The organism is Kribbella sp. NPDC050241, assembly GCF_044459685.1.
Classification (GTDB): Bacteria; Actinomycetota; Actinomycetes; order Propionibacteriales; family Kribbellaceae; genus Kribbella.
Map to the genome: position 1 here is coordinate 329,620 of NZ_JBITJE010000002.1, position 22,910 is coordinate 352,529.

A 22,910-nucleotide genomic window follows, 5' to 3' on the forward strand; every position below is an offset into this window, starting at 1 on the left:
CAATTGTGCCGGATTGGCTCTGGGGTCGCCAGGGCCGGTCCCGGACGATGGCGGCATGGCCACCTTCCCGCGCAACGACATCGTGTCCCTGACCGACGAAGAGTCCCGCCATGAGCTCGGCGAGAGCTACGGACCCGACCTCCGGCTCTCGGACCTGCTCACCCCCGAGCTGGGCGACCTGGAGCTGAGCTACGGCACCGCCGCCGGCGACCTCCGGCTCCGGACCGCGATCGCCGACGCGCACGGCGTACGTCCCGATCAGGTGGTCGTCACGGTCGGCGGGATGCACGCGATCTTCCTGCTCGCCTATCTGCTCGCGGATCATGGTGGCGAGGTCGTCACGACCGCACCGCTGTTCCCGCTGACCCGCAACGCCTACGAATCCGTGGGTGCCGATGTCCGCGTGATCCCGCTGACCTTCGACGACGGCTACCGAGTGACCGCTGACGCAGTCCGCGAACGCCTTACCCCGCAGACGAAACTCGTCAGTCTGACGACACCGCAGAACCCGTCCGGGGTCGCCGTACCGCTGGAGACCCTGCGCGAGATCGTCGCCGCCATGAGCGAGATCTGCCCCGACGCATATCTGATGGTCGACGAGACCTACCGCACCGCGACGTACGGCGATGATCCGGTGGCGGAGACCGCGATCCACCTCGGCGCGAACGTGGTGACGGTTGCGTCGCTGTCGAAGTGCCACGGCGCGGCCGGGTTGCGGATCGGGTGGATTGTCAGCACCGACGCGGATCTCGTCGATCAGCTGGTGACCGCGAAGTTCAACACGGTGGTGTCCGCGTCCCCGGTGACCGAGGCGTTGGCCGTCCGGGTGTTCGAGCTCGAGGACGAGATCCTCGCCGTACGGCGCCCGTGGCTGGCCGAAGGAGTCGCCAGCACGGAGGAGTGGGTGGGGGCGCACAGCGACCTGATCGAGTGGGTCCGGCCGGACGCCGGGGCGTTGTGCACGATCCGGCTCAAGCCGCAGGTCGACCTCGATCGATTCCGGGCCGCGGCCGCTGAGCTCGGCGTACGGCTCGCCGACGGCGACTGGTTCGGCGACGAGCCGCGGGTGTTCCGCCTGGGCTTCGGATTCCCGCCGCCGGTGGAGCTGAAGGCCGCCCTCGACGCCTTGGCGACGGCACTGCACGAGGCTGTCGATGCCGACGACTAGGCTTTGGGTGTGCCGGAGGTATACGACCCGCTGACCGATCCCGCACCGGCGCATGACGTGCGCGCGGTGTTGCGGATCCGGGCGTTCCGGCGGCTGTGGATCGCCTTCGGGCTCTCCAGCCTCGGTGACTGGATCGGCCTGCTGGCGCTGACCGCGATGGCGAAGGCGTTCGCCGGTGACGACTACCAGGCGGCGAACTTCGCGATCGGCGGCGTGCTGTTCCTGCGCGTGCTGCCCGCACTGGTGATGGGACCGGTGGCCGGCTGGATCGCGGACCGGCTGGACCGGCGCTGGACGATGATCATCGGCGATCTGGTCCGGGCCGCGTTCTTCGTCAGCATCCCGATCGTCGGCACGCTCACCTGGGTGTTGGTGGCAACGGTGCTGATCGAGATCGTGAGTCTGATCTGGGGCCCGGCCAAGGACGCCAGCGTGCCCAACCTGGTGCCCCGGCACCGGCTCGAGGCAGCCAATCAGATCAGCCTGATCACGACGTACGGGACCGCTCTTCCGGCCGCCGTCATCTTCACCGCGATCACCCTCGTCTTCCGCTGGTCCGGCGACTTCGCCGTCGACCTGGCCGTGTACGTGAACGCCGCGACCTTTGTGATCTCGGCCCTCGCGATCGTCTCGGTCTCGGAGATCGGTCGCGCGGTGCACGAGCACGAGGACCACCCGACGCTGTGGCGGACCATGATCGAAGGCTGGTCCTACGTCACCGGTACGCCGGTGGTCCGCGGGCTGGTGGTCGGCATCTCCGGGGCGTTCGCCGCCGGTGCGGTGGTCATCGGCCTCGGCCGCACGTACGTCGAGGACCTCGGCGCCGGCGACCCCGGGTACGGCGTGCTCTTCGGTGCTGTCTTCGGCGGTCTCGCCCTCGGCATGGGGTTCGGACCGCGGCTGTTCTCCGGTCTGTCCCGGCGCCGGCTGTTCGCGGCCGGGCTGGTCGGGTCCGGGATCTGCCTGACCGGATTGGCTCTGATCCAGCAGATCGAGATCGCCACCATGATCGCGATCCTGCTCGGGTTCTGCGCCGGTGCGTCCTGGGTCTCCGGCTACACGCTGCTCGGTCTCGAGGTGCCCGACGCGGTTCGCGGTCGCACCTTCGCCTTCGTGCAGTCCGCCGTACGCACGGTGCTGGCGGTGACGCTGGCGATCGCGCCGTTCGCCGCCGGTGCGATCGGCCGGCACACGTACTCGATCGGCGGCAAGTCGGTCACCTACAACGGTGCCTCGATGACGATGCTGATCGCGGCGATCGTGGCCGGGGTGATCGGCCTGATCGCGTGGCGGCAGATGGACGACCGCCCGGGCGTCCCGTTCTGGCGTGACCTCCGGCGCAGCTTCGGCAAGACCCCCGGCGTCTACCCGACGACCGGCCTGTTCATCGCGCTCGAAGGCGGTGAGGGCGCCGGGAAGTCGACCCAGTCCGCGCTGCTGGTGGAGTGGCTCAAGGAGCACGGTCAGCAGGTTCTGCTCACCCGCGAGCCCGGCGCGACCGACCTCGGCAAGACATTGCGGCAGATCGTGCTGGACCCGGCCACTGGCGACATCTCGCACCGGGCCGAGGCGCTCATCTACGCCGCCGACAAGGCCGAGCACGTGGACTCGGTGATCAAGCCCGCGCTCAAGGCCGGCGCGGTCGTCATCACCGACCGGTACGTCGACTCCGCGCTGGCCTACCAGGGATCCGGGCGCGATCTGGACCTGTCCGACGTGGAGCGGGTCAACCGCTGGGCGACCGACGACCTGCGGCCGAACCTGACCATACTGCTCGACCTGCCACCGCGGAGCGGGCTCGGCCGGTTCGCCGAACGGGACCGGATCGAGGCCCAGTCGCACGACTTCCACGAGCGGGTCCGCAACGCGTTCCTCGAGCTCGCGGCCGCGGAGCCGCAGCACTACCTCATCCTCGACGCCACCCAGGACCGCGAGGACATCGCGAAGCAGATCAGAGCCAGACTCCAGCCGATGCTCCCGAAGGTGGACCTATGAGTGTGTGGGACGACCTCGTCGGGCAGGAGCCGGCGATCGCCGTACTCAGGAAGGCTGTGGCCGGGGCCGAGGCCGGCATGCGCGGGGAGACCGGCGCGGCGGTGGCCGGGATGACGCATGCCTGGCTGATCACCGGGCCGCCCGGATCCGGCCGATCGAACGCCGGGCGTGCGTTCGCGGCCGCCCTGCAGTGTGCGAACCAGGGCTGTGGCGAGTGCAACCAGTGCCGTACGGCGCTCAGCGGTGCGCACCCCGATGTGTCGCTGATCCGCACCGAGCTGCTGTCGATCCGGGTCAGCGAGATCCGCGAACTCGTCCGCCGGGCCGCGATGAGTCCGACCCAGGGCCGCTGGCAGGTGATGGTGGTCGAGGACGCGGACCGGCTGACCGAGCAGGCCGCGGACGCGTTGCTGAAGAGCATCGAGGAGCCCGCGCCACGGACGGTCTGGGTGCTGTGCGCACCGACCGTGGAGGACGTCGTACCGACGATCCGGTCGCGGTGCCGGCTGCTGGTGCTGCGGACGCCTCCGGTGGCCGCGGTGGCGGACATGCTGACGACCAAGCTCGGGGTGGATGCGGAGCTCGCCGGGTTCGCGGCGCGGGCCGCGCAGGGGCACATCGGCCGGGCCCGCGCGTTGGCGCGGGACGAGCAGGTGCGGGAGCGCCGTACGAAGGTGCTCGAGGTCCCGTTCGCGCTGCGGGACATCGGGGCCTGCCTGAAGTCGGCGCAGCAACTGGTCGACGCGGCCAAGGAAGAGTCCAAGGCGAGCGCCGAGAGGGTCGACGAGAAGGAGCGGACCGAGCTCGAGCAGGCGCTCGGCGTCGGCACGAAGGGCGCTCGGCCACGCGAGGCGGGCGCCGCGATCAAGGAGCTCGAGGAGCAGCAGAAGGCTCGCGCGAAGCGCTGGGAACGCGACGTGCTCGACCGGTCACTGGTCGACCTGATCGCGCTCTACCGGGACGTGCTGGTGGTGCAGACCCGGGCCGGCGCCGAGCTGATCAACGCCGAGCTCAGTCGCCCGATCGAGCAGCTGGCAGGCCGGACCACACCGGAGCAGACGCTGCGACGGATCGATGCCCTGTCGGGCTGCCGGGAGGCGATCGTGACGAACGTCGCTCCCCTGATGGCGCTGGAAGCGGTCATGATCGCGCTGTTCGAGGGCTCGGCCAGCCCGTTCGTAAGACTGGCGTCCGACTAGCGGGCAGTCGTGGCGTCCGGTTAGCGGGCGGCCGATGTAACACCGAGACCGGCGAGTCCGATGACTGGGTGTCCGGGCAAAACAGAACGCTCGGCAGTTTTGCCTGAACGGACCAACATGACCCAGCCGCCCTCTCCGATCCAGCCTGCGCGGCCGTCGCTGCCGTCAGCAGAGTCCTGGCTGGAGGGCGTCCCGACGCCGGCCCAGCAACGGCAGGACCGATACGCCGTCGCGGCCTTTGTGACCAGCCTGCCCGGCCTGGTGCCGGTGGCGCTGGTCCTGGCCGTGATCGCGCTGCGCCGGATCAAACGAACCGGCGCGCGCGGCAAGGGCCTCGCGTACGGCGCGCTGGCGATCACGCTCTGCTGGGTGATCGCTACCAGCGTCGCCGTCGGCCTCAACCTGTACGGCGAACGGAAGGCGGGCATCGGCCGCACGGTGGGCATCGCGGAGGTGCGCGTGGAGCAGTGCTTCGACGCGGACCTGGAGGCGGAGACCCTGCGGCTGGTGCGGATCCAGGACTGTGCGATCTCGCACACCGGCGAGGCGTACGCCAAGGTTCGGGCGAACCTGGCCGGCCTGTCCGCGGAGGAGACCCAGACGGTCGCGACGCAGCAGTGCGCGACGGCGTTCAAGACGTTCATCGGGAAGCCGTACGAGCAGTCCGAGCTGGACATGTACTACGTGGTGCTGGAAGATCGCGCTGTTGCTGACGGCAACGTCCTGTGCCTGGTCGGGATGCCGGGGACCCGGTTGACCGGTAGCATGCGCGAGTCGCAGCGGTAGCTGTCGCGGCGGATTGCTGGGGGAAGCGTGAGCCAACCACCGTACGGTCCGGAGCCGGACCGGCCACAGGACACGCCGAGGTCGTTCCCGACCTACGGCCGTGCCGGACGACCGCCTGCCCAGCAGCCGGGCCCCGGCCAGCGGCCGGGTGCTCAGCAGCCGGGCGCCGCGCCTTGGGTGGCACCGGGGCAACCGCAGTCACTGCCCGGGCAACCGGCGTACGGGCAGCAGCCTTATGGCCAGCAGCCCTATGGGCAGCCGGCGCCGTATGGTCAACCACAGCAGGGGTACGGGCAACCGCCGTACGGACCGCCTGGGTATGGGCAGCCGGGGTATGGGCAGTTTCCGCCGGCCTACGGGTACGGGTATCCGGGGGCGGCGACGAACGCCACCAACTCGCTCGCGACCGCGGCTCTGGTGACCGGTCTGGGCAGCATCGTGTTCTCGATCGCGGCTCCGGTGGCGGTCGGTCTCGGCATCGCGGCCCTCGTGCAGATCAAGAAGCGCCGGCAGAGTGGTACCGGGCTGGCGATCACCGGCATCGTCGTCGGCGGCCTGATCACGATCTTCTGGGTGGGCTTGATCGTGGTGATGATCGCGGTCGGTTCGGACCGGGACGACGACTACTACGGTGCGCCCCAGCCCACCACGTCGTCGTACACCCCGACGACTACGTACGTAGAGGATCTGCTCGTCGGCGAGTGCTTCGACGACGGCAGCGACGAGGGCGAGGCGCTGCGCCAGCCCTGCTCGGAGGAGCACGACGGAGAGATCGTCGCTGACGTCACCCTCGCGGACGGCCCGTACCCCGGCGACAAGGGTGTGGAGACGGCCGCGAAGAGCAGTTGCGCAACGGAGTTCGCCAAGTACGTGGGCAAGAGCGCGGCCACCTCAGAGCTCGACATGTCCTACTGGACACCCGACGAAGGCCTCTGGAACGACAACGACCGCCTGGTCATCTGCGCCGCGTACGCCCCCGCGGGCGACACCCTCAGAGGCACAGTCAAAGGCACCAAGCGCTGACACCCAGCCCACGCGGGTCCTGGGAGATCACTGCGCTAAGGGCTTGGCCAGTACTCTGGCTGGCGTGGGCATGGTGATGGCGGTGTCGTTCGAGCGCTACGGGCGGCTGTACTACCTGGACCCCGGCCCGCATCGTCCGCGCGTCGGGGACAAGGTCTTGGTGCCGACCGACGACGGTCCGGAGGTGGCTGAGTGCGTCTGGGCGCCGCAGTACGTGACGGAGGAGATCGGCGGGCTGCCGCTGTGTGACGGCATTGCCACCGCCGATGACCTGGATCGGGACGAGGCGAACCGGGTGCGCCGCGCCGATGCGCGGGTGATCGCGAAGCGGCTGATTCGCGAGCACGGGCTGCCGATGAAGGTGGTCGGCATCGACTTCGTCGACCGGCGGCCGGATGTGGACCAGCTGGTCATCGTGTACTTCTCCGCGCCGCACCGGGTCGACTTCCGCGAGCTCGTACGGGATCTGGCCCGCGGGCTCCGGGCCAGGATCGAGCTGCGTCAGGTCGGTGCCCGCGACGAGGCCCGGCTGCAGGGCGGGATCGGGCCGTGCGGGCGGGACTTGTGCTGTGCGACGTTCCTGAAGGACTTCGAGCCGGTCAGCGTGCGGATGGCGAAGGACCAGGACCTGCCGCTGAACCCGCTGAAGATCTCCGGCGCCTGCGGGCGGCTGATGTGCTGCCTGAAGTACGAGCACCCGCTCTACCAGGAGTTCAACGCGAAGGCGCCGTCCGTCGGTACGCCGGTGGAGACCCCCGCGGGTGATGGAGTGGTGGTCGGACACAACGTGCCGAGCGACACCGTGGTCGTCCGGCTGGCCGCATCAGGCCGGCGCTGTGCGTGCAGCCGCGCGGACGTGTGTTCACCCCGTCAGCAGTACGAAGCCTCCAGTACGACGACGCCCGACGCGCCACTGCCCGAGGGCCTGGCGGACGTCGTACCGGACGAGCCGGAGGCCGTGCCGACCCCCACGCCGGAGACCATGGCAGAGCACTCAGCCGCGGAGGACGCCGCGGCCACCGTGGAGGAGACCACGGAGCAGCGGCGCCGCCGCAAGCCCCGGCGCCGCCGGCGCCTGCACCACGAGGACGAGGGAGACGCCCCGCAGTGAAATTCCGCATGACTACCGTGTTGCTGGCAGCCGTTGCGGTACTGGCGAGTGGATGTGGGGTGGCGAGCCGGGCCCAGGATGGGGAGAGCGGCGGGACGGCCGGCTCGAGTCCCGGTCAGCCGAAGGGGCCGGCCGGGCCGATCCCGGCGGGGCTGGAGAAGTTCTACCAGCAGCAGCCGGACTGGGAGCGCTGCGGTTCCAACCAGCAGTGCGCGACCATCACCGTACCGCTCGACTACTCGAAGCCGGCCGGTCAGACGATCGAGCTGCGGGCGCGGAAGGTGCTCGCCCGGGATCGTGGCGGGAAGATCGGGACGCTGTTCATCAACCCCGGCGGGCCGGGTGGGTCGGGGCTGGAGTTCGCCGCCTCGGCCGGGTTCGTGCTCGGGCAGCCGTTGCTGCGGAAGTTCGACGTGATCGGCTGGGATCCGCGCGGCGTGGGCGAGTCGACCCCGGTGAAGTGCCTGGACACCGAGCAGCTGGACAAGTTCATCGCGGCCGACGGCAGCCCGGACGACGACGCCGAGATCAACGAGCTGAACAACGAGGCGAAGACCCTCGCGAACGGCTGTGAGCAGCGCTCCGGCGAGCTGCTGCCGCACGTGTCGACCAAGGATGCCGCCCGCGACATCGACGTACTGCGGGGCATCGTCGGCGATCCCCAGCTCTACTACCTCGGCATGTCGTACGGCACCTACCTGGGCGCGACGTACGCCGAACTGTTCCCGAAGAACGTCGGCCGGCTCGTGCTCGACGGCGCGGTCGACCCGTCGAAGACGTCGGAGCAGAACAACATCGCCCAGGCGAAGGGCTTCGACACCGCGCTGGACGCGTTCGCGGAGGACTGCGCGCAGCGGTCCTGCCGGCTCGGCAGCACCAAGGCGGAAGTGCTCGCGAAGGTCGACAAGCTGATCAACGACAGCGACGCGAATCCGCTGCCGGGGGACGGGAAACGCCAGGTCACGCAGGCCCTGGTGGTGCTCGGGGTGATCTACCCGCTGTACCTGAAGGACTTCTGGCCGCGCCTCGAGGATGCGGTCCTGGACGGCCTCGACGGCAAGGGCGCGCGCCTGCTGGCTCTCGCCGACGAGTACACCGGCCGCAAGCCGTCCGGGTACGAGAACAACCAGAACGAGGTCATTTACGCGGTCAACTGCCTGGACCGACCGGACATCACTTCGGTCGCGCAGGCCAAGGCCGAGGAGCCGGAGTACCAGGCCGCCTCACCCCGGTTCGGGTCGTTCCTGTTGTGGGGCTCGGTGGCGTGCGCGAACTGGCCGGTGAAGCCCGAGGACAAGCCGCATCCGATCAAGGCGGCCGGGGCCAAGCCGATCGTGGTCGTCGGCACGACCCGCGACCCGGCCACGCCGTACGCGTGGGCCGTCGGCCTGGCGCACCAGCTGGAAAGCGGTGTCCTGGTCACTCGGGACGGTGACGGGCACACCGGTTACAAGGCTGGGAACGAGTGCGTCGACAACGCGGTGGAGACCTACCTGCTGCAGGGCACGGCCCCGACCGCCGACATCAAGTGCTGACGTCAGTTCGGGCGGTTGTCGCCGCTTGAGGACGGCAGCTGGAGGGACTGGGTGGCGCGCTCGAGTACGGCGCGCAGGCCGGCCTCGTCCTGCGGGCGGCCGCCGACGGTGATCTCGATCGCGGAGCTCTCGCCGCCATCGGTGGAGACGAAGCGCGACAGCCCCATCCGTGGGCCGCGGTTCTGGTCGACGTAGGTGTAGATCAGCGTGCCGTCGGCGCGGCTGACCACGTCCAGATCCTGCTCGTCGATGCTCCTCGCGCGGTTGTCCACCAGCTTGTCCGGCGACGACTCGCTGCCGCGCGTGTCGAAGCGGATCTGCCAGACGCCGGCCGGATCCATGAAGCGCGGGCGGGTGCCGGCCTGGCTGCTCTTCCAGCCGGCCGGGACCTCGGCCGAGACGGGCGCCTTCTCGGTGCCGAACGTCTGCTCGGTGTAGCGCAGGGAGTCGGCCTGCAGCCCGTCGGAACGGGTCGTGGTGCCAGGGGTGGGCCGGCTGTTCACGATCTCGGCGGGCTTGTCGTCCGCCAGCGGGTTCCCGTTGATCGCCAGCACGCTGCCGAACACAGCAACGCCGACGGTCATTCCCGCCAGCGTCATCAGCAGCGCCTGGTGCCTGGGCGTGAGCATCCCGACCTCGCTTCCCGATTCTCGAGCCTGATTATCGACCACACAGGGGGCGACCCCACAAATCGGCGCGTACGCTGGCACGTCGTGAACATGCTCGGCCCCCCACAGGATCAGGCTTTTCAGCAAGCACTCCAACGGTACGTCGCCGGTACGGCGGAGCGCACCGACCTGAAGCTGCTGACCAAGCAACTGCTGAAACGCCTGGTCGCGAAGGCCCCCGGTCACGCCGTCGAGGTCCGGGTCCCGCCGTACGGCGCGGTGCAGTGCATCGAAGGCCCTCGGCATACGCGAGGCACCCCCGGCGCGGTGGTCGAGCTCCCGCCGGAGCTCTGGATCGACCTTGCCCTCGGCCGCACCACCTGGATCGAGGCCCGCGCCACCGGCAAACTCCGGGCCAGCGGTGAACGCACCGACCTGACGGCGTACCTCCCGCTGGCCTGAAGCGCGATCGACGCCAACGGCAACCAGTCGATCCCGAGGGATGGATAAAGCTTTTCGCCGGAGCCGCGGTCCGATGTCACTATGTGCCGGTGGCGTCAAGTGTCCGTGAGCGACTGGGCCGGCTGCGCGTCGATCTGACGCCCTGGCGGGGCTCTCGCGATTTCCGCATCCTGGTGGTCTCGGGCTCGGTCTTCTTCCTCGGCGGCATGGTCGGGTACGTCGCCCTGCCCTACCAGCTGTACCAGATCACCGGCTCCAACTTCGCCGTCGGTGCGATGGGTCTGGTGACGATCGCGCCACTCGTCGTCTTCGGCCTGTACGGCGGCGCGCTCGCGGACCACGTGGATCGCCGCAAGCTGCTGATCGGTACCGGGGTCGCACAGGTCCTCATCTGCGCGACCCTGCTCGGCAACACCCTCCTCGCCAGCCCGCGAGTGTGGCTCATCTACGTCTGTGGTGCCCTGAACGCGATCGCGTCGTCGCTGCAGCGCCCCAGCCGCGAAGCACTGCTCCCGCGGGTGGTCAAGCATGCTGAGATCCCGGCCGCGGTCGCGCTGAGCTCTTTGACCATGCAGATCGGGCAGCTCGCCGGGCCGGCGCTGGGCGGCGTACTGGTCGGGTCGGTCGGCGTGACCTGGGCGTTCGCGGTCGAGCTCACCGGGTTGATCGTCGCCACCGGGCTCTACCTCCGCCTGGGTTCGTACAAGACGAGTGAGCACAGCACGCCGCCGAGCCTGGGCGCGATCGGCGGCGGGATCGTTTACGCGTTCCGCCGCAAGGACCTGCTCGCCACCTACCTGGTCGACATGGTCGGCATGTTCCTGGCGATGCCGATCGTGCTGTTCCCGGCGTTCGCCACCGAGATCCTCCAGCAGCCGAAACTGCTCGGTCTCCTGTACAGCGCCGAAGCGATCGGGGCGATGATCGCCAGCCTCACCAGCGGCTGGGCGAAGCACGTCCACCATCAGGGCCGGGCCGTCGTCCTCGCGACCATGACCTGGGGTGCCGCGGTCGGTGTCGCGGGCCTGGCACCGAACATCTGGTTCGCGATCGCCTTCTTCGCCGTGGCCGGCGCCGCGGACATGGTGTCGGTACTGTTCCGGTCGGTGATCTGGAACCAGACCATCCCGGACGAGATGCGCGGTCGGCTGGCCGGGATCGAGATGCTCGGCTATTCGCTCGGCCCACTCGGCGGCCAGGCGCGCTCCGGCCTCGTCGCCGACCTCACCGGCGTTCGGACCGCGATCGTCAGCGGCGGCATCCTCTGTGTCGCCGGCGTGATCGGAACCGCGGTCTGGCTGCGCGAGTTCTGGCAGTACGACTCCCGCACCGACGAACACGCGGTCCGCGAAAGAGAGCTGCGCACAGCGGGTTAGGCTCGGTCATCATGCGTATCCGCCGTGTTGTGATCGCCGGGCTGACCACGGCCGCCCTTGCGGGTTGCGGCGGACCGGGTCAGGAGACGGCGCCGAACGTGCCGCCGCTGGTCTCGGTCAGCACGACACCCACCGAGACGCCCTCGGAGACGCCGTCGGCCACCCCGAGTGGTCCGGCCACATCCAAGGTTGCGGACACGCTGTGCGTGCGAATGGATCAAACGCTCGTGCAATCGACGTTGGCGGTCCCGGTGGTGCAGATCCAGCCCAAGGCGATCCCGGCCGAGTTCGGCCTGCCGACGTACGACGTCTGCCAGCTCGGCCTGAGCTCCAGCCCGAGCGGCCCGGTCCTGCGGGTCGGGATTTCGGTGCTCCCGGCAACAAAGGCGACGCTGACCGCGACGCAGCGCGCGTACGCCGCGACCAAACGGCAGCCGGCCAAGCCGGCGGCCGTCGGCGAGGGCGGGTTCGGGACCAACACCTTCGTGGTGTTCCTGCTCGACGGACGGCTGTACAAGGTCAGCGGTCCGTCGGCGACGCTGGCGAAGTACGTCCTCCTCGGCCAGGACGCGGCCCGGCAGGCGCCGGGACTGCCTGAGGCGCCGCCGCTGATCACCCGCCCGGACTGCGAGCGCGGTACGTCGGCCGCGGAGAAGGTGCTCGGCGCGCCCGCGATGATCCGGCGCGACGGCGAAACCACCCTCGGCGATCTCGTCTGCGGCTGGGTGAACCCGACCAGCGTGCTCTCGACGTCAGTACGGCGTACTCCGAAGGCAGAGGCCCTGATGGCGCCGATCCGCAAGGCCGCGACCTCGCAGTCGCTCCCGCTCGGCGACGAGGGGTACGTCGACACCGCCACCGGCCGCACCACCATCCGGGTCGGCGACGACAAACTGGTCGACCTGGTCCCGCTCCCCGCCCGGGCGGTCGACCCCGACCTGATGACGAAGTTCGCCCTCGCCATGTCCCCGCTCTACACCCGCTGAGTCGTCTAGCTTGCCGTGACCTCGGCGATGGTGCTGATGGCCTCGGTGATTTCGGTAGGGGTGCGGGCGGCGTAGCCGAGGACGAGGCCGGGGGCGTGGGGGAGTTGGCAGTGCCAGGAGAGCGGGTGGGTCTTGATGCCCTTCTGGAGTGCCCGGGCGGCCAGGTCGACGTCGTTCAGGGTGTCGTCGAAAGTGATGGTGAGGTGCAGGCCGGCCGCGGCGCCGTGGACCGTGGCGGTGGGCAAGTAGTTGCTGATGGCATCGACCATCGCGTCGCGGCGGGTCCGGTGGCGACGGCGGAGGAAGCGGAGCTGGCGTTCGAGCTCGCCGGACTCCATCAGCTGCGCGAGCGTGAGCTGCGGGAGCGCGGCGTTGCCGAGGTCGGCCAGGCGCTTCATGCCGATCAGCGCGTCCTTGTACTGCGGTGGCGGCAGCATCCATCCGATCCGCAGCGACGGCGCGAGCAGTTTCGACACGCTGCCCGCGTAGATCACCTGATCGGCCAGCATCGCGCGCAGCGCCGGAACCGGTGGACGGTCGTACCGGTGCTCGGCGTCGTAGTCGTCTTCGATGATCAGCCCACCCTCAGCCGCCCACTGGATCAGCTCCCGTCGCCGCTCACCTTCCAGTACGACGCCCGTCGGGAAATGGTGCGCCGGAGTCGCCATCACCGCTCGGGCGCCCGACTCGCGCAGCAGGTCGACCTGCAGTCCGCCGGCGTCCACCGGGATCGGGGGCGTATGCATCCCCCAGTTCTGCAGATGCTGCCGGGATCCGAGCGACCCCGGATCCTCCACCGCGATCTCGTCGATCCCGCGGTCCTTCAGCACCTGCGCAACCAGCCCGATCGCCTGCGAGACCCCCGCGACGACGATCAGGTCATCCGGATCCGCCGCGATCCCCCGGTTGCGGGCCAGCCAGTTCGCGACCGCGCGACGGAGCGCGGGCGTACCGGACGGATCGCCGTACCCGAACTCGGACGACTCGAGGTCGCTGAGCACCGCCCGCTCGGCCCGCAGCCAGGCGGCCCGCGGAAAGGCCGCGAGATCAGGTACGCCGGGCGTGAGGTCGATCCGAGCCGGAGCCGCCCGCAAACTGTCGAACACATCCAGGCCGGGCTCCGGTACGACGGTTGGTGGCGTGATCCGGCCCGCTGCAACGCCCGGCTCGGCGACGACCGGAACCGCGACGACCACAGTGCCGGCGCGGCCGCGGCCGGCGACGTGGCCGTCCTCGGTCAGGCGCTGGTAGGCCTCAGTCACCACACCGCGGGAGAGGCGGAGTTCGGTGGCGAGGAGGCGCGTGGAGGGGAGCCGGCTGCCGATCGGGAGGCGGCCGTCGGAGATCGCGGCGCGGAGGCTCTCGGTGAGCCAGTCCGACAACCCGCCGGGCGGCGCGTCGGCAGGGTTCAACTGCAAGAAGTCCGTACCGGTGTTGACCAGTCCTTTGGACCTACCACTTTGGCTCGGATTGGACCTGTTCACTGGACCATTGTGGCGGCACGTTGGAAGTATGGGAACTGACTACGTGCACGGCTACACCCCGGCCGAGACCCGCCGGCTGACCGACCAGGCGCAGACGCTCGCCGACCTCCTGCACGGCGGTACGACGTACCCGCCTGGGAGCCGGGTCCTCGAAGCGGGCTGCGGCGTCGGCGCGCAGACCGTCCAGCTGGTCACCCGGAGCCCGGGCATCGACCTCGTCTCGGTCGACATCTCCGAAGAGTCACTCGCCCGGGCCAAGGCCCGCGTCGCCGCCGTCGCCCCTGAGGCGAGCGTCGACTTCCGCCACGCCGACCTCCGGGACCTTCCGGAGCAGGAGTTCGACCACGTCTTCGTCTGCTTCGTCCTCGAACACCTCGCGGACCCCCACGCCGCCCTGGTCGCCCTGCGCCGCCTGGTCAAACCCGGCGGCACGATCACCGCGATCGAGGGCGACCACCAGTCGGCGTTCTTCCACCCTCGCAGTACGGCGGCACAAGCGGTCATCGACTGCCTCGTCGACCTCCAGGCCGAGGCCGGCGGCGATTCGCTCATCGGCCGGCGGCTGCAGCCGCTCCTCAAGGACGCCGGGTACGCCGACGTCCGGGCGCACCCGTGCACGGTGTACGCCGACGAGACGCTGCCGCACCTGGTCGACGGCTTCACCCGGAAGACGTTCATCGCGATGGTCGAGTCGGTCCGGGAGCGGGCCCTCGCCGCCGGGATGCGAACGCCGGCCGAGTGGGCGCAGGGCATCCGCGACCTGGAGAAGTCCGCGGAGTCCGGCGGGACCTTCCACTACACGTTCTTCAAGGCGGTGGGCGGAACATGATCGCTCTGCTGATTCTCGTCGTACTGATCTGCTGGGGACTCAACCGCAACAAGCGGCGGCAGCTTCGGACCACCTCACCCAACGGCGTACCGGACCGGGATCTGGAGCGACTGGTCGCCGACCTGCGCGCGCTCGGCTGACCAATTCATGAACGCCTGGTAAACAAGAGGTATGGCGCCGACTGAACAGCTCGAGATCGAGACCAAGTACGACGTCGACGACGGCGTGGGTCTGCCCGCGTTGCACGAGCTGCCTGGAGTCGCGAGTGTGGCGCAGCCCGTGGAGCTGGACCTCGAGGCGGTGTACTACGACACCGAGGCGCTGGACCTCGCCGCGAACAAGGTGACGCTGAGACGGCGGACCGGCGGCGAGGACGACGGCTGGCACATCAAGTTCCCGAAGGCCTCGGGCGAACGGCTGGAGATCCACCACCCGCTCGGACGGTCGGTGCGCAACGTCCCGATCGCGCTGGTCCGCACCGTGCGGGTGCACGTCCGCGACCACAAGCTGATCCCCGTCGTCACGCTGCAGACCCACCGGGTCGTGCACAGGCTGCTGGACGCCGACGGCAACGTCCTCGCGGAGCTGGCCGACGACCACGTCACCGCGACGGTCGAGGGCGCCGAGCCGGAGAGCTGGCGGGAGTGGGAGGTCGAACTTGTCGCCGGCGAGCGTGAACTCCTGGAAGCTGTTGACCCGGTACTGCGGTCGGCCGGAGCCGAGCCCGCTGCCGGACCGAGCAAACTCGCGCGGGCGCTCGGCGACCGTGTGCCCAGCCCGGCCGGCTGGGAGCTGCCGACGAAGCCGCGGACGGCGGACCTCTTCCGTGCGTACGCCGGTGAGCAGGTGCAGGCGATCCGGGACCGCGATCCGCAGGTACGCCGTGATGTCCCGGACTCGATCCACAAGTTCCGGGTGGCGACGCGACGGCTGCGGTCCGCGCTGGCGACGTACCGGCCGGTGGTGGACCGCGAGGTGAGTGACGAGATCCGGGCCGAGCTGAAGTGGCTGGCCGGGGAGCTTGGTGTCGCCCGGGACGCCGAGGTGCAGCGTGAGCACTTCGCCGCGGAAGTGGCGGAGCAGCCCGTCGAGCTGGTGATGGGCCGGGTCGGCGGCCGGATCGACGATTATCTGCACGGGGTGTACAAGGAGGGCCGGGCGGGCGCCCTGGCCGCGCTGGAGAGCGAGCGGTACTTCCAGTTGCTGGACACGCTCGACGAGCTGATCGCGAAGCCGCCGCTGACCGGCGACGACCGGAAGGCGGCCAAGCAGATCCGCGACGTGCTGCACCACGACTGGAAGCGGATGCGGAAGGCGGTCCGCCGCGCGCAGGACGCGGAGAGCTCGGCCGAGCAGGACCACGAGCTGCACGAGGTCCGCAAGGCAGCCAAGCGGCTGCGGTACGCCGCGGAGTCCGCCGTACCCGTGCTCGGGGACGAAGCGTCGGACCTCGCGGTTCGGAGCGAAGAGGTCCAGGAGATCCTCGGCGAGCACCAGGACAGCGTCGTCTCCCGGGAACTGCTCCGTCAGCTCGCGATCCAGGTCCACCTCGACGGCGGCAACGCCTTCACCTTCGGCCGCCTGCACGCCGCCGAAGAACTCCGCGGCATCCGCTCCCGCGACACCTTCCTGACCCTCTGGCCCACCCTCAAGCTGTCCTGACAACGCGAGACGGACCCGGCCAGGGGTACCGGGCCCGTCTCGAGGGGCGGTGGTGGGGCTGCCAGGCAGGATCGCGTACGCTCCGCAGAGCCTGCCTGACAGGTCTGGAATCACCTCAGTGCTGGACCGCCTTCTCGGCGCCCGCGCCGGTGAGGGAGCGGACCTCCATCTCGGCGAACTTGTCGGTGTCGACCGGCTCCTTGCTGGTGACCGTGCCGAGCCAGCCGAGCAGGAAGGCCAGCGGGATCGAGACGATGCCGGGGTTGTCCAGCGGGAACCAGTGGAAGTCGATGCTGGTGTCGGTGATCATCGACAGGCTCTGGCCGGTCTTCGCGTCGACCTTGCCGGAGACGACCGGGCTGAACGCGATCAGGATGATCGCCGAGCCCAGGCCGCCGTAGATGCTCCAGAGCGCCCCGCGGGTGTTGAACCGGCGCCAGAACAGCGAGTACAGGATCGTCGGCAGGTTCGCGCTGGCCGCGACCGCGAACGCCAGCGCCACCAGGAAGGCGATGTTCTGGCCGTTGGCGAAGATGCCGCCGATGATCGCGACGATGCCGATCACGACCGCGGTGTACCGGGCCACCCGGACCTCACCGTCGCCGCTGATCTGGCCCTTCTTGATGATCGAGCCGTAGATGTCGTGGGCGAACGACGTACTCGCGGTGATCGTCAGGCCGGCCACGACCGCCAGAATCGTGGCGAAGGCGACCGCGGAGATGACGCCGAGGAGCAGCTCACCGCCGAGCTCGAACGCCAGCAGTGGTGCGGCCGAGTTCGCCTTGCCGGGCGCGGCCTTGATCGCGTCCGGGCCGACGATCGCGGCAGCGCCGTACCCGAGCACCAGCGTGAACAGGTAGAAGATGCCGATGATCCAGATCGCCCAGCTGACGCTGCGCCGGGCCTCCTTGGAGTTCGGCACCGTGTAGAACCGCATCAGGACGTGCGGCAGGCCGGCGGTGCCGAGCACCAGTGCCAGTGCCAGTGAGATGAAGTCCAGCTTGCTGATCCCCGTTGCGCCGTACTGCAGACCCGGGTTGAGCAGCTTCTCGCCGGCCGCCGGGCTGTTGTCGACGGCTGCACCGAGCAGACCGGACAGGTTGAACGAGTACTTCGCCAGCACCCACAGCGTCATGACGCCCGCGCCGATCACCAGCAGGACGGCCTTGATGATCTGCACCCAGGTGGTGCCCTTCATGCCGCCGACCAGGACGTAGGTGATCATGATCGCGCCGACCACCGCGATGACGATGCTCTGGCCGGTGCGGCCGGAGACACCGAGCAGCAGGGCGACCAGACCGCCGGCGCCGGCCATCTGCGCCAGCAGGTAGAAGAAGCAGACGCCGAGCGTCGAGATCGCGGCCGCCATCCGGACCGGCCGCTGCTTGAGCCGGAAGGACAGTACGTCGGCCATCGTGAACCGGCCGGTGTTCCGGAGCAGCTCGGCGACCAGCAGCAGGGCCACCAGCCACGCCACCAGGAAGCCGATCGAGTACAGGAAGCCGTCGTACCCGTTCAGGGCGATCGCGCCCGCGATGCCGAGGAACGACGCGGCGGACAGGTAGTCGCCGGCGATCGCGATGCCGTTCTGCGGGCCCGTGAAGGACCGGCCGCCGGCGTAGAAGTCGGCCGCGGTCCGGTTGTTCCTCGACGCCCGCAGCACGATCGCGAGGGTGGCCAGCACGAACAGCCCGAAGATGATGATGTTGACGGTCGGGTTGCCGATTTCGGTTGCCATGGGCAACATCGCCTGCGCGGTCACGTCGGCTCTCCCTCGATCTGGTGGCGCATCCGCTCGGCTTCCGGGTCGATCCGCCGGTCGGCCCAGCGGACGTAGATCATCGTGATCGCGAACGTCGACACGAACTGACCGAGGCCGAACAACAGGGCCACGTTGATGTTGCCGCCGACCTTGTGTGACATGAACCCGGGTGCGTAGGCGGCGAGCAGGACATACAGGAAGTACCAGACCAGGAACAGTGCGGTCATCGGGAACACGAAGCGCCGGAACCGGCGACGCAGTTCGGAGAAGTCCGGCGAGAGCTGGACCTCCCGGTACGTCGTCAGGTCCGGGTCACCCGCGGATCGCGTATCGGACATCGCGGGACCTCCAGACGGTGATCAGGCCGGGCGGATGGGCCAGGCAGGGGCTGCTGCTGGTCCGTACTGTGGCCGCGGTCACTGTCGCCCGACAGTACCCACACGCATCGAGCGCTCAGCGGACCACACCAGTCGCCCGGTGGATCACTCCGCTGCGGCGAGCGGTAGGAATCCCACGACGAGCGGTCTCAGCGAAACGGCAGTCCGCGGTCGACGTCGACGGCTTCGGGGGTGTGGAGGCGGACCATGCTGCGGGCGGCGCCGGCGGGGATCCTGTCGGGGGTCAGCTTCGACACCACGATCACGGTGATGAACGCGAGCGGCATCGTCCACGCGGCCGGCTGACCGACCAGTGCCTTCGGCCAGCCGCCGTCGGGGCCGCCGATCACGTTGATCAACGCGGCGGCACTCGCGGCGACTCCACCGACGACCAGCCCGGCCGCGGCACCGGTTGTGGTCATCCGCCGCCACCAGATCCCCAGCACCAGCAGGGGACAGAACGTCGACGCGGCGACTGCGAACGCAAGGCCTACGGTGTCGGCCAAACTCAGCGAGCCGGTCACCAGAAACGCCAAGTAGGGAACGGTCATCGAGAGCACCGCGGCGATCCGGAAGCTGTTCACCGCCACGTAGTCGCCGCCCGTCCACCGATGCAGCCGGCTCCGGAACAGATCCTGGTCGATGACCCCGGCGATCGCGACCGTCAATCCCGACGACGTCGAAAGGAACGCGGCGAATGCCCCGGCCGCGACCAGCGCACCGAGCAGATCTCCTGCTGTGCCAGGGAGAATCCGGTTCGGGAGCTCGAGTACGACGGTGTCCGCGCCCTCACTCACCAGGTCGGGCGCGAACGTCCGGCCGAGGACGGCGTACATCGGTGGGAACAGGTAGAAGAGTCCGAGCAGTGCCAGCACGACGACCGTCGTACGGCGGGCCGCCCGGCCGTCCGGGTTCGTGTAGAAGCGAACGAGGACGTGCGGCAGGCCCATCGTTCCGAAACAAAGGGCCAGGAGCAACGAATACGTCGCGTACAGCGGGTGGTCCCGGCCGCCCGCGCGGGACAGGGGTTCGGACCACTCGGCGGCCGCGCCCTGCAGCGACTGCAGTACGCCGGCCGAGTGGTCGCCGGAGCGCCACGCGATCAGGATGACGAAGATCGGCGCGGCCAGCGCGGTGAGTTTCAGCCAGTACTGGAAGGCCTGGACGAAGGTGATCGAGCGCATGCCACCGGCGGCGACGTTGAAGACCACGATCACCGCGACGACCGCAGCGCCGACGTCGGGAGGCGCGCCCGTGACGGTCTGCACGGTCAGCCCGGCGCCGTGCAACTGGGGCAGCAGATACAGCGTGCCGATGCCGACGACCAGACCCGAGCAGATCCGGCGGACCACAGCCGACTCGAACCGGGTCTCGGCGAAGTCGGGCAACGTGTAGGCACCGCTTCGCCGCAGCGGTGCCGCGACCAGGACCAGCAGCATCAGATAGCCGACGGTGTAGCCGACCGAGAACCAGAGCATGTCCGCGCCGTTGACCAGCACGAGACCGGCAACACCGAGGAACGACGCGGCGGACAGGTACTCACCGCTGATCGCGGACGCGTTCCAGCGTGGCGTGACCGCACGGCTGGCGACGTAGAAGTCGCTGGTGGTCCGGGAGATTCGCAGCCCGAACAGGCCGATCCCGATCGTTGCCAAGACCACCAATCCGATAGCAGTCAGACTCATCGCCGGTGACATGAGCTACTGCCGTCCGACGAACTCGGTGAACTCGGCCTCGATCCGTTCGGCGTTGCGGACGTACAGGCGGGCGGCGATGTACACGACCGGGTAGACCACGATGCCGAGGATGACCCAGGGCAGCGGCAGGCCGAGGACCGACAGCGTGCGGGTCGCGGGCACGAGAGCGAACAGCAGCGGGATGCCGCCGAGGATGACCACGGCGCCGGCGATCACCGCGAGGGTGAGCCGGAGCTGGGACTGGATCAGCGAGTGCATGTAGATCTCGCCGAGCCGGGTCTGCTCGTCGATCTCACGCGTCCCGGTCGGGATGACGGGCCGCCGGGTGGCAGTTCTGCGCGGGCTGGTGACCCGAACCCGTCTCGGATTGTCCGGCGTACTCATGTCAGCCGCGCAGAGAGGTCGAGCGGACCAGGAGGTCTCGGAGCTCGCGGGTGTGGCGGCGGCTGACCGGGAGCCAGTCGTCGCCGACCCGGACCGCGCACCGGCCGCCGTCGACGCGCATCTCGTCCACATGTGCGAGGGCGACCAGCGTGCTGCGGTGGATGCGGGTGAACCCGGCGTCGCCCCAGCGTTCCTCGAGCGTGCTCAGCGGGATCCGGACCAGGTGCGAGTTCTGGCCGGTGTGTAGCCGGGCGTAGTCGCCCTGCGCCTCGACGTACCGGACCGTCGAGCGCTGGACGAACCGGGTCACGCCGGCGAGCTCGACCGGGATGACCTCGTCGTCTGTCTCCTCGGCCGACTGCAGCGCGGAAGGCGGACCCGCGGTGACGACCCGGCGGACCGCCTCGGCCAGGCGCTCGGCCCGGACCGGTTTCATCACGTAGTCGGTGGCCTCGAGCTCGAAGGCCTCCACCGCGTGTTCGTCGTACGCCGTGACGAAGACGATCTGCGGGCGTGGCGGGCGGAACTTCGAGATGACGCTGGCCAGGTCGATGCCGTCCAGCCCGGGCATCTTGATGTCGCAGAACACCACGTCCAGGTCGGCCGCCTGCAGGATCTTCAGCGCGTCCGGCCCGTTCGACGCGGTCCGGATCTCCCCGATCCGGTCGTCCCGTTGGAGCAGATACACGAGTTCAGCCAGCGCAGGCTCCTCGTCGTCCGCGACCAGCGCGCGCAGGGGAGTCTCGGCCATGGCTTCACAGTAGTGCCAGGGCATCCGGAATTGGAGCCGCCAGCTGGGCCACCGCGGCCGACAGTTGGCCTCCTCAGGACAGCATGTGGGGCGCGTGGTCGGGCTGGTGTTCCCAGCGGAGGCGGCTCGAGCCGAAGCCGGCCGCGTGGACGCCGTCGTGGCCGCTCGGCCGCCGGCAGTAGTAGTGCGGCGAATACAGATCGCGGCACGAGTCCCGGTACGCCGTGTAGGCGAACTCGAGGTCCAGTCGCTCGTCACTGCTCATGAAAGTCGCTCTCGTCGAACCTGGCCTTCACTTCGCAGTATGACTCGGCCGGTGCCGACGACGGGAGCCGGACCCTGCGCCCGGCTCCCGTCGATCCCTCCTTACTTGATCAGCCCGTGGGGGTCGAGCACGTACTTTCGTGCCGCGCCCTTGTCGAAATCGGCGTACCCCTGCGGTGCCTGGTCCAGCGGAATGACCGTGGCATTCACGTTCTTCGCGATCTGCGTACGGTCGTGCAGGATCGCCTGCATGAGCTGGCGGTTGTACCGCATGACCGGACACTGGCCGGTCGTGAACGCCAACGATTTCGCCCAGCCGAGACCCAGACGGATCGACAGCGAGCCGGTCTTCGCGGCCTCGTCGCTCGCACCGGGATCACCGGTGACGTAGAGGCCGGGGATACCGACCGCACCTCCGGCACGAGTGACGTCCATGACCGTGTTCAGCACCGTGGCCGGGCGCTCGGACCGGGCGTCGTTGCCGTGGCCATGGGCCTCGAACCCGACGGCGTCGATCGCGCTGTCGACCTCCGGTACGCCGAGGATCCGCTCGATCTGGTCCTTCGGATCACCCTCGGACACATCGATCGTCTCGCAGCCGAAACTGCGAGCCTGCTCCAGCCGTTCCTTCTGCAGGTCGGCGACGATGACAACGGCCGCGCCGAGCAGGAACGCCGAGGTGGCCGCGGCCAGGCCGACCGGCCCCGCGCCGGCGACGTAGACGGTCGAACCTGTCCCGACACCCGCTGTGACAGCGCCGTGATAGCCGGTCGGGAAGATGTCCGACAGCATGGCCAGGTCGCGGATCTTCTCGAGCGCCCGGTCCTTGTCGGGGAACTTCAGCAGGTTCCAGTCGGCGTACGGCACCAGCGCGTACTCCGCCTGGCCGCCGACCCAGCCGCCCATGTCGACGTACCCGTACGCGGACCCGGGTCGATCCGGGTTCACGTTCAGGCAGACGCCGGTCTTGCCCTCCTTACAGTTGACGCACCGCCCGCAGGCGATGTTGAACGGGACGGACACCAGGTCGCCGACCTTGATGAACTCGACGTCACGGCCGACCTCGGCCACCTCACCGGTGATCTCGTGGCCGAGAGCGAGTCCCGACGGTGCCGTGGTCCGGCCGCGAACCATGTGCTGGTCGCTGCCGCAGATGTTGCTGGCCACCACCTTGAGGATCGCCCCGTGTGGAATCTGCCGCCCCACGTTCGCGGGGTTGACTCCTGGACCGTCCTTGAGCTCCAGACTCGGGTAGTCGATCGTCTCGACCGCCACGTCGCCTGGTCCCTTGTAAATCACTGCCCTGTTGCCTGGCACGAGTAGTGCTCCTCTCCATCCGGGCTCGACCAGCCCATCGGCACTCTTCGTGGGCCGCGATCGCTTCGTGCGCGATCCAGCCGTCGCCTGCCCCGTCCAGGCGAATCCACTCCGTGTAGACGCTTGCGCAGAAC

The 22,910-nt window shown here is 69.4% G+C and carries 22 protein-coding genes; 13 read left to right on the top strand and 9 right to left on the bottom strand.

Annotated elements, in window-relative coordinates:
- The first annotated feature begins 55 nt into the window (after positions 1–55).
- From ACIBG5_RS09480 to ACIBG5_RS09510, 7 genes are all read left to right on the top strand, one after another.
- Positions 56–1,168, top strand: a complete 1,113-nt coding sequence (locus ACIBG5_RS09480; RefSeq protein WP_396391080.1) for a pyridoxal phosphate-dependent aminotransferase — start codon at positions 56–58, stop codon at positions 1,166–1,168.
- A gap of 9 nt (positions 1,169–1,177) precedes the next feature.
- Positions 1,178–3,163: a dTMP kinase gene (gene tmk / locus ACIBG5_RS09485; protein WP_396391081.1), complete on the top strand. Its 1,986-nt coding sequence runs from the start codon at positions 1,178–1,180 to the stop codon at positions 3,161–3,163.
- A complete protein-coding gene (locus ACIBG5_RS09490) occupies positions 3,160–4,362 on the top strand; it encodes a DNA polymerase III subunit delta' (protein WP_396391082.1) in 1,203 nt (400 codons plus the stop codon). Before tmk ends, ACIBG5_RS09490 begins: the two co-directional genes overlap by 4 nt.
- A 117-nt stretch (positions 4,363–4,479) precedes the next feature.
- Positions 4,480–5,148, top strand: a complete 669-nt coding sequence (locus ACIBG5_RS09495) for a DUF4190 domain-containing protein (RefSeq protein ID WP_396391083.1) — start codon at positions 4,480–4,482, stop codon at positions 5,146–5,148.
- Between the two features lie 27 nt (positions 5,149–5,175).
- The gene (locus ACIBG5_RS09500) at positions 5,176–6,171 is read left to right on the top strand and encodes a DUF4190 domain-containing protein (RefSeq protein ID WP_396391084.1); all 996 of its coding nucleotides are present in this window, start codon (positions 5,176–5,178) and stop codon (positions 6,169–6,171) included.
- Between the two features lie 70 nt (positions 6,172–6,241).
- On the top strand, positions 6,242–7,282 hold the full coding sequence (locus ACIBG5_RS09505; protein WP_396392029.1) for a stage 0 sporulation family protein: 1,041 nt from the start codon (positions 6,242–6,244) through the stop codon (positions 7,280–7,282).
- 8 nt (positions 7,283–7,290) lie between these two features.
- Entirely contained in the window at positions 7,291–8,817 is a 1,527-nt protein-coding gene (locus ACIBG5_RS09510) for an alpha/beta hydrolase (RefSeq protein WP_396391085.1), read from the top strand.
- 2 nt (positions 8,818–8,819) lie between these two features.
- Here ACIBG5_RS09510 and ACIBG5_RS09515 read toward each other — a convergent pair whose 3' ends face one another.
- Positions 8,820–9,446 (bottom strand): hypothetical protein, encoded by a 627-nt coding sequence (locus ACIBG5_RS09515; RefSeq protein WP_396391086.1) that lies wholly within the window; start codon positions 9,444–9,446, stop codon positions 8,820–8,822.
- Between the two features lie 90 nt (positions 9,447–9,536).
- Between ACIBG5_RS09515 and ACIBG5_RS09520 the strand changes: the two genes are divergently transcribed.
- The 3 genes from ACIBG5_RS09520 to ACIBG5_RS09530 all read left to right on the top strand — a co-directional run bounded on the left by ACIBG5_RS09520 (position 9,537) and on the right by ACIBG5_RS09530 (position 12,249).
- Positions 9,537–9,887, top strand: coding sequence for a sterol carrier family protein (locus ACIBG5_RS09520; protein WP_360442801.1), 351 nt, complete (start codon positions 9,537–9,539; stop codon positions 9,885–9,887).
- A gap of 89 nt (positions 9,888–9,976) precedes the next feature.
- Positions 9,977–11,263 carry an MFS transporter gene (locus tag ACIBG5_RS09525; protein WP_396391087.1) on the top strand — a complete coding sequence of 429 codons (1,287 nt, stop codon included), beginning with the start codon at positions 9,977–9,979 and terminating at the stop codon, positions 11,261–11,263.
- A gap of 227 nt (positions 11,264–11,490) precedes the next feature.
- Entirely contained in the window at positions 11,491–12,249 is a 759-nt protein-coding gene (locus ACIBG5_RS09530; RefSeq protein ID WP_396391088.1) for a hypothetical protein, read from the top strand.
- Between the two features lie 5 nt (positions 12,250–12,254).
- On the opposite strand, the gene ACIBG5_RS09535 is transcribed toward ACIBG5_RS09530, so the two are convergent.
- The gene (locus tag ACIBG5_RS09535) at positions 12,255–13,661 is read right to left on the bottom strand and encodes a PLP-dependent aminotransferase family protein (RefSeq protein ID WP_396391089.1); all 1,407 of its coding nucleotides are present in this window, start codon (positions 13,659–13,661) and stop codon (positions 12,255–12,257) included.
- Between the two features lie 100 nt (positions 13,662–13,761).
- Here ACIBG5_RS09535 and ACIBG5_RS09540 point away from each other — a divergent pair, with 100 nt between their 5' ends.
- The 3 genes from ACIBG5_RS09540 to ACIBG5_RS09550 are packed head-to-tail and all read left to right on the top strand — an operon-like array spanning position 13,762 to position 16,224.
- Positions 13,762–14,562 (top strand): methyltransferase domain-containing protein, encoded by an 801-nt coding sequence (locus ACIBG5_RS09540; protein ID WP_396391090.1) that lies wholly within the window; start codon positions 13,762–13,764, stop codon positions 14,560–14,562.
- Positions 14,559–14,702, top strand: a complete 144-nt coding sequence (locus ACIBG5_RS09545) for a hypothetical protein (protein WP_396391091.1) — start codon at positions 14,559–14,561, stop codon at positions 14,700–14,702. The genes ACIBG5_RS09540 and ACIBG5_RS09545 overlap by 4 nt, the downstream gene beginning before the upstream one ends.
- A gap of 31 nt (positions 14,703–14,733) precedes the next feature.
- Positions 14,734–16,224 (top strand): CHAD domain-containing protein, encoded by a 1,491-nt coding sequence (locus ACIBG5_RS09550; protein WP_396391092.1) that lies wholly within the window; start codon positions 14,734–14,736, stop codon positions 16,222–16,224.
- Between the two features lie 115 nt (positions 16,225–16,339).
- Here the strand turns inward: ACIBG5_RS09550 and ACIBG5_RS09555 are convergent, their stop codons facing one another.
- The 7 genes from ACIBG5_RS09555 to fdhA all read right to left on the bottom strand — a co-directional run bounded on the left by ACIBG5_RS09555 (position 16,340) and on the right by fdhA (position 22,776).
- Complete coding sequence (locus ACIBG5_RS09555) at positions 16,340–17,971, bottom strand: cation acetate symporter (RefSeq protein WP_396392030.1); 1,632 nt, start codon at positions 17,969–17,971, stop codon at positions 16,340–16,342.
- Between the two features lie 11 nt (positions 17,972–17,982).
- The gene (locus ACIBG5_RS09560; protein ID WP_396391093.1) at positions 17,983–18,324 is read right to left on the bottom strand and encodes a DUF485 domain-containing protein; all 342 of its coding nucleotides are present in this window, start codon (positions 18,322–18,324) and stop codon (positions 17,983–17,985) included.
- 188 nt (positions 18,325–18,512) lie between these two features.
- Entirely contained in the window at positions 18,513–20,048 is a 1,536-nt protein-coding gene (locus ACIBG5_RS09565; protein WP_396391094.1) for a cation acetate symporter, read from the bottom strand.
- Between the two features lie 15 nt (positions 20,049–20,063).
- A complete protein-coding gene (locus ACIBG5_RS09570; RefSeq protein WP_396391095.1) occupies positions 20,064–20,444 on the bottom strand; it encodes a hypothetical protein in 381 nt (126 codons plus the stop codon).
- 1 nt (position 20,445) lies between these two features.
- Positions 20,446–21,195 carry a LytR/AlgR family response regulator transcription factor gene (locus ACIBG5_RS09575; RefSeq protein ID WP_396391096.1) on the bottom strand — a complete coding sequence of 250 codons (750 nt, stop codon included), beginning with the start codon at positions 21,193–21,195 and terminating at the stop codon, positions 20,446–20,448.
- Positions 21,196–21,268: 73 nt separating this feature from the next.
- On the bottom strand, positions 21,269–21,460 hold the full coding sequence (locus ACIBG5_RS09580) for a hypothetical protein (RefSeq protein ID WP_396391097.1): 192 nt from the start codon (positions 21,458–21,460) through the stop codon (positions 21,269–21,271).
- A 101-nt stretch (positions 21,461–21,561) separates the two neighbouring features.
- Complete coding sequence (gene fdhA, locus ACIBG5_RS09585) at positions 21,562–22,776, bottom strand: formaldehyde dehydrogenase, glutathione-independent (protein WP_396391098.1); 1,215 nt, start codon at positions 22,774–22,776, stop codon at positions 21,562–21,564.
- Between the last annotated feature and the right edge of the window lie 134 nt (positions 22,777–22,910).

Coding starts and splice junctions, on each gene's coding strand:
- ACIBG5_RS09570 (WP_396391095.1), bottom strand. CDS start 20,444: ATGAGTACGCCGGACAATCCGAGACGGGTTCGGGTCACCAGCCCGCGC.
- ACIBG5_RS09480 (WP_396391080.1), top strand. CDS start 56: ATGGCCACCTTCCCGCGCAACGACATCGTGTCCCTGACCGACGAAGAG.
- ACIBG5_RS09510 (WP_396391085.1), top strand. CDS start 7,291: ATGACTACCGTGTTGCTGGCAGCCGTTGCGGTACTGGCGAGTGGATGT.
- ACIBG5_RS09505 (WP_396392029.1), top strand. CDS start 6,242: ATGGTGATGGCGGTGTCGTTCGAGCGCTACGGGCGGCTGTACTACCTG.
- ACIBG5_RS09515 (WP_396391086.1), bottom strand. CDS start 9,446: ATGCTCACGCCCAGGCACCAGGCGCTGCTGATGACGCTGGCGGGAATG.
- ACIBG5_RS09490 (WP_396391082.1), top strand. CDS start 3,160: ATGAGTGTGTGGGACGACCTCGTCGGGCAGGAGCCGGCGATCGCCGTA.
- ACIBG5_RS09545 (WP_396391091.1), top strand. CDS start 14,559: ATGATCGCTCTGCTGATTCTCGTCGTACTGATCTGCTGGGGACTCAAC.
- ACIBG5_RS09565 (WP_396391094.1), bottom strand. CDS start 20,048: ATGAGTCTGACTGCTATCGGATTGGTGGTCTTGGCAACGATCGGGATC.
- ACIBG5_RS09580 (WP_396391097.1), bottom strand. CDS start 21,460: ATGAGCAGTGACGAGCGACTGGACCTCGAGTTCGCCTACACGGCGTAC.
- ACIBG5_RS09550 (WP_396391092.1), top strand. CDS start 14,734: ATGGCGCCGACTGAACAGCTCGAGATCGAGACCAAGTACGACGTCGAC.
- ACIBG5_RS09560 (WP_396391093.1), bottom strand. CDS start 18,324: ATGTCCGATACGCGATCCGCGGGTGACCCGGACCTGACGACGTACCGG.
- ACIBG5_RS09555 (WP_396392030.1), bottom strand. CDS start 17,971: ATGTTGCCCATGGCAACCGAAATCGGCAACCCGACCGTCAACATCATC.
- ACIBG5_RS09520 (WP_360442801.1), top strand. CDS start 9,537: ATGCTCGGCCCCCCACAGGATCAGGCTTTTCAGCAAGCACTCCAACGG.
- ACIBG5_RS09540 (WP_396391090.1), top strand. CDS start 13,762: ATGGGAACTGACTACGTGCACGGCTACACCCCGGCCGAGACCCGCCGG.
- ACIBG5_RS09575 (WP_396391096.1), bottom strand. CDS start 21,195: ATGGCCGAGACTCCCCTGCGCGCGCTGGTCGCGGACGACGAGGAGCCT.
- ACIBG5_RS09495 (WP_396391083.1), top strand. CDS start 4,480: ATGACCCAGCCGCCCTCTCCGATCCAGCCTGCGCGGCCGTCGCTGCCG.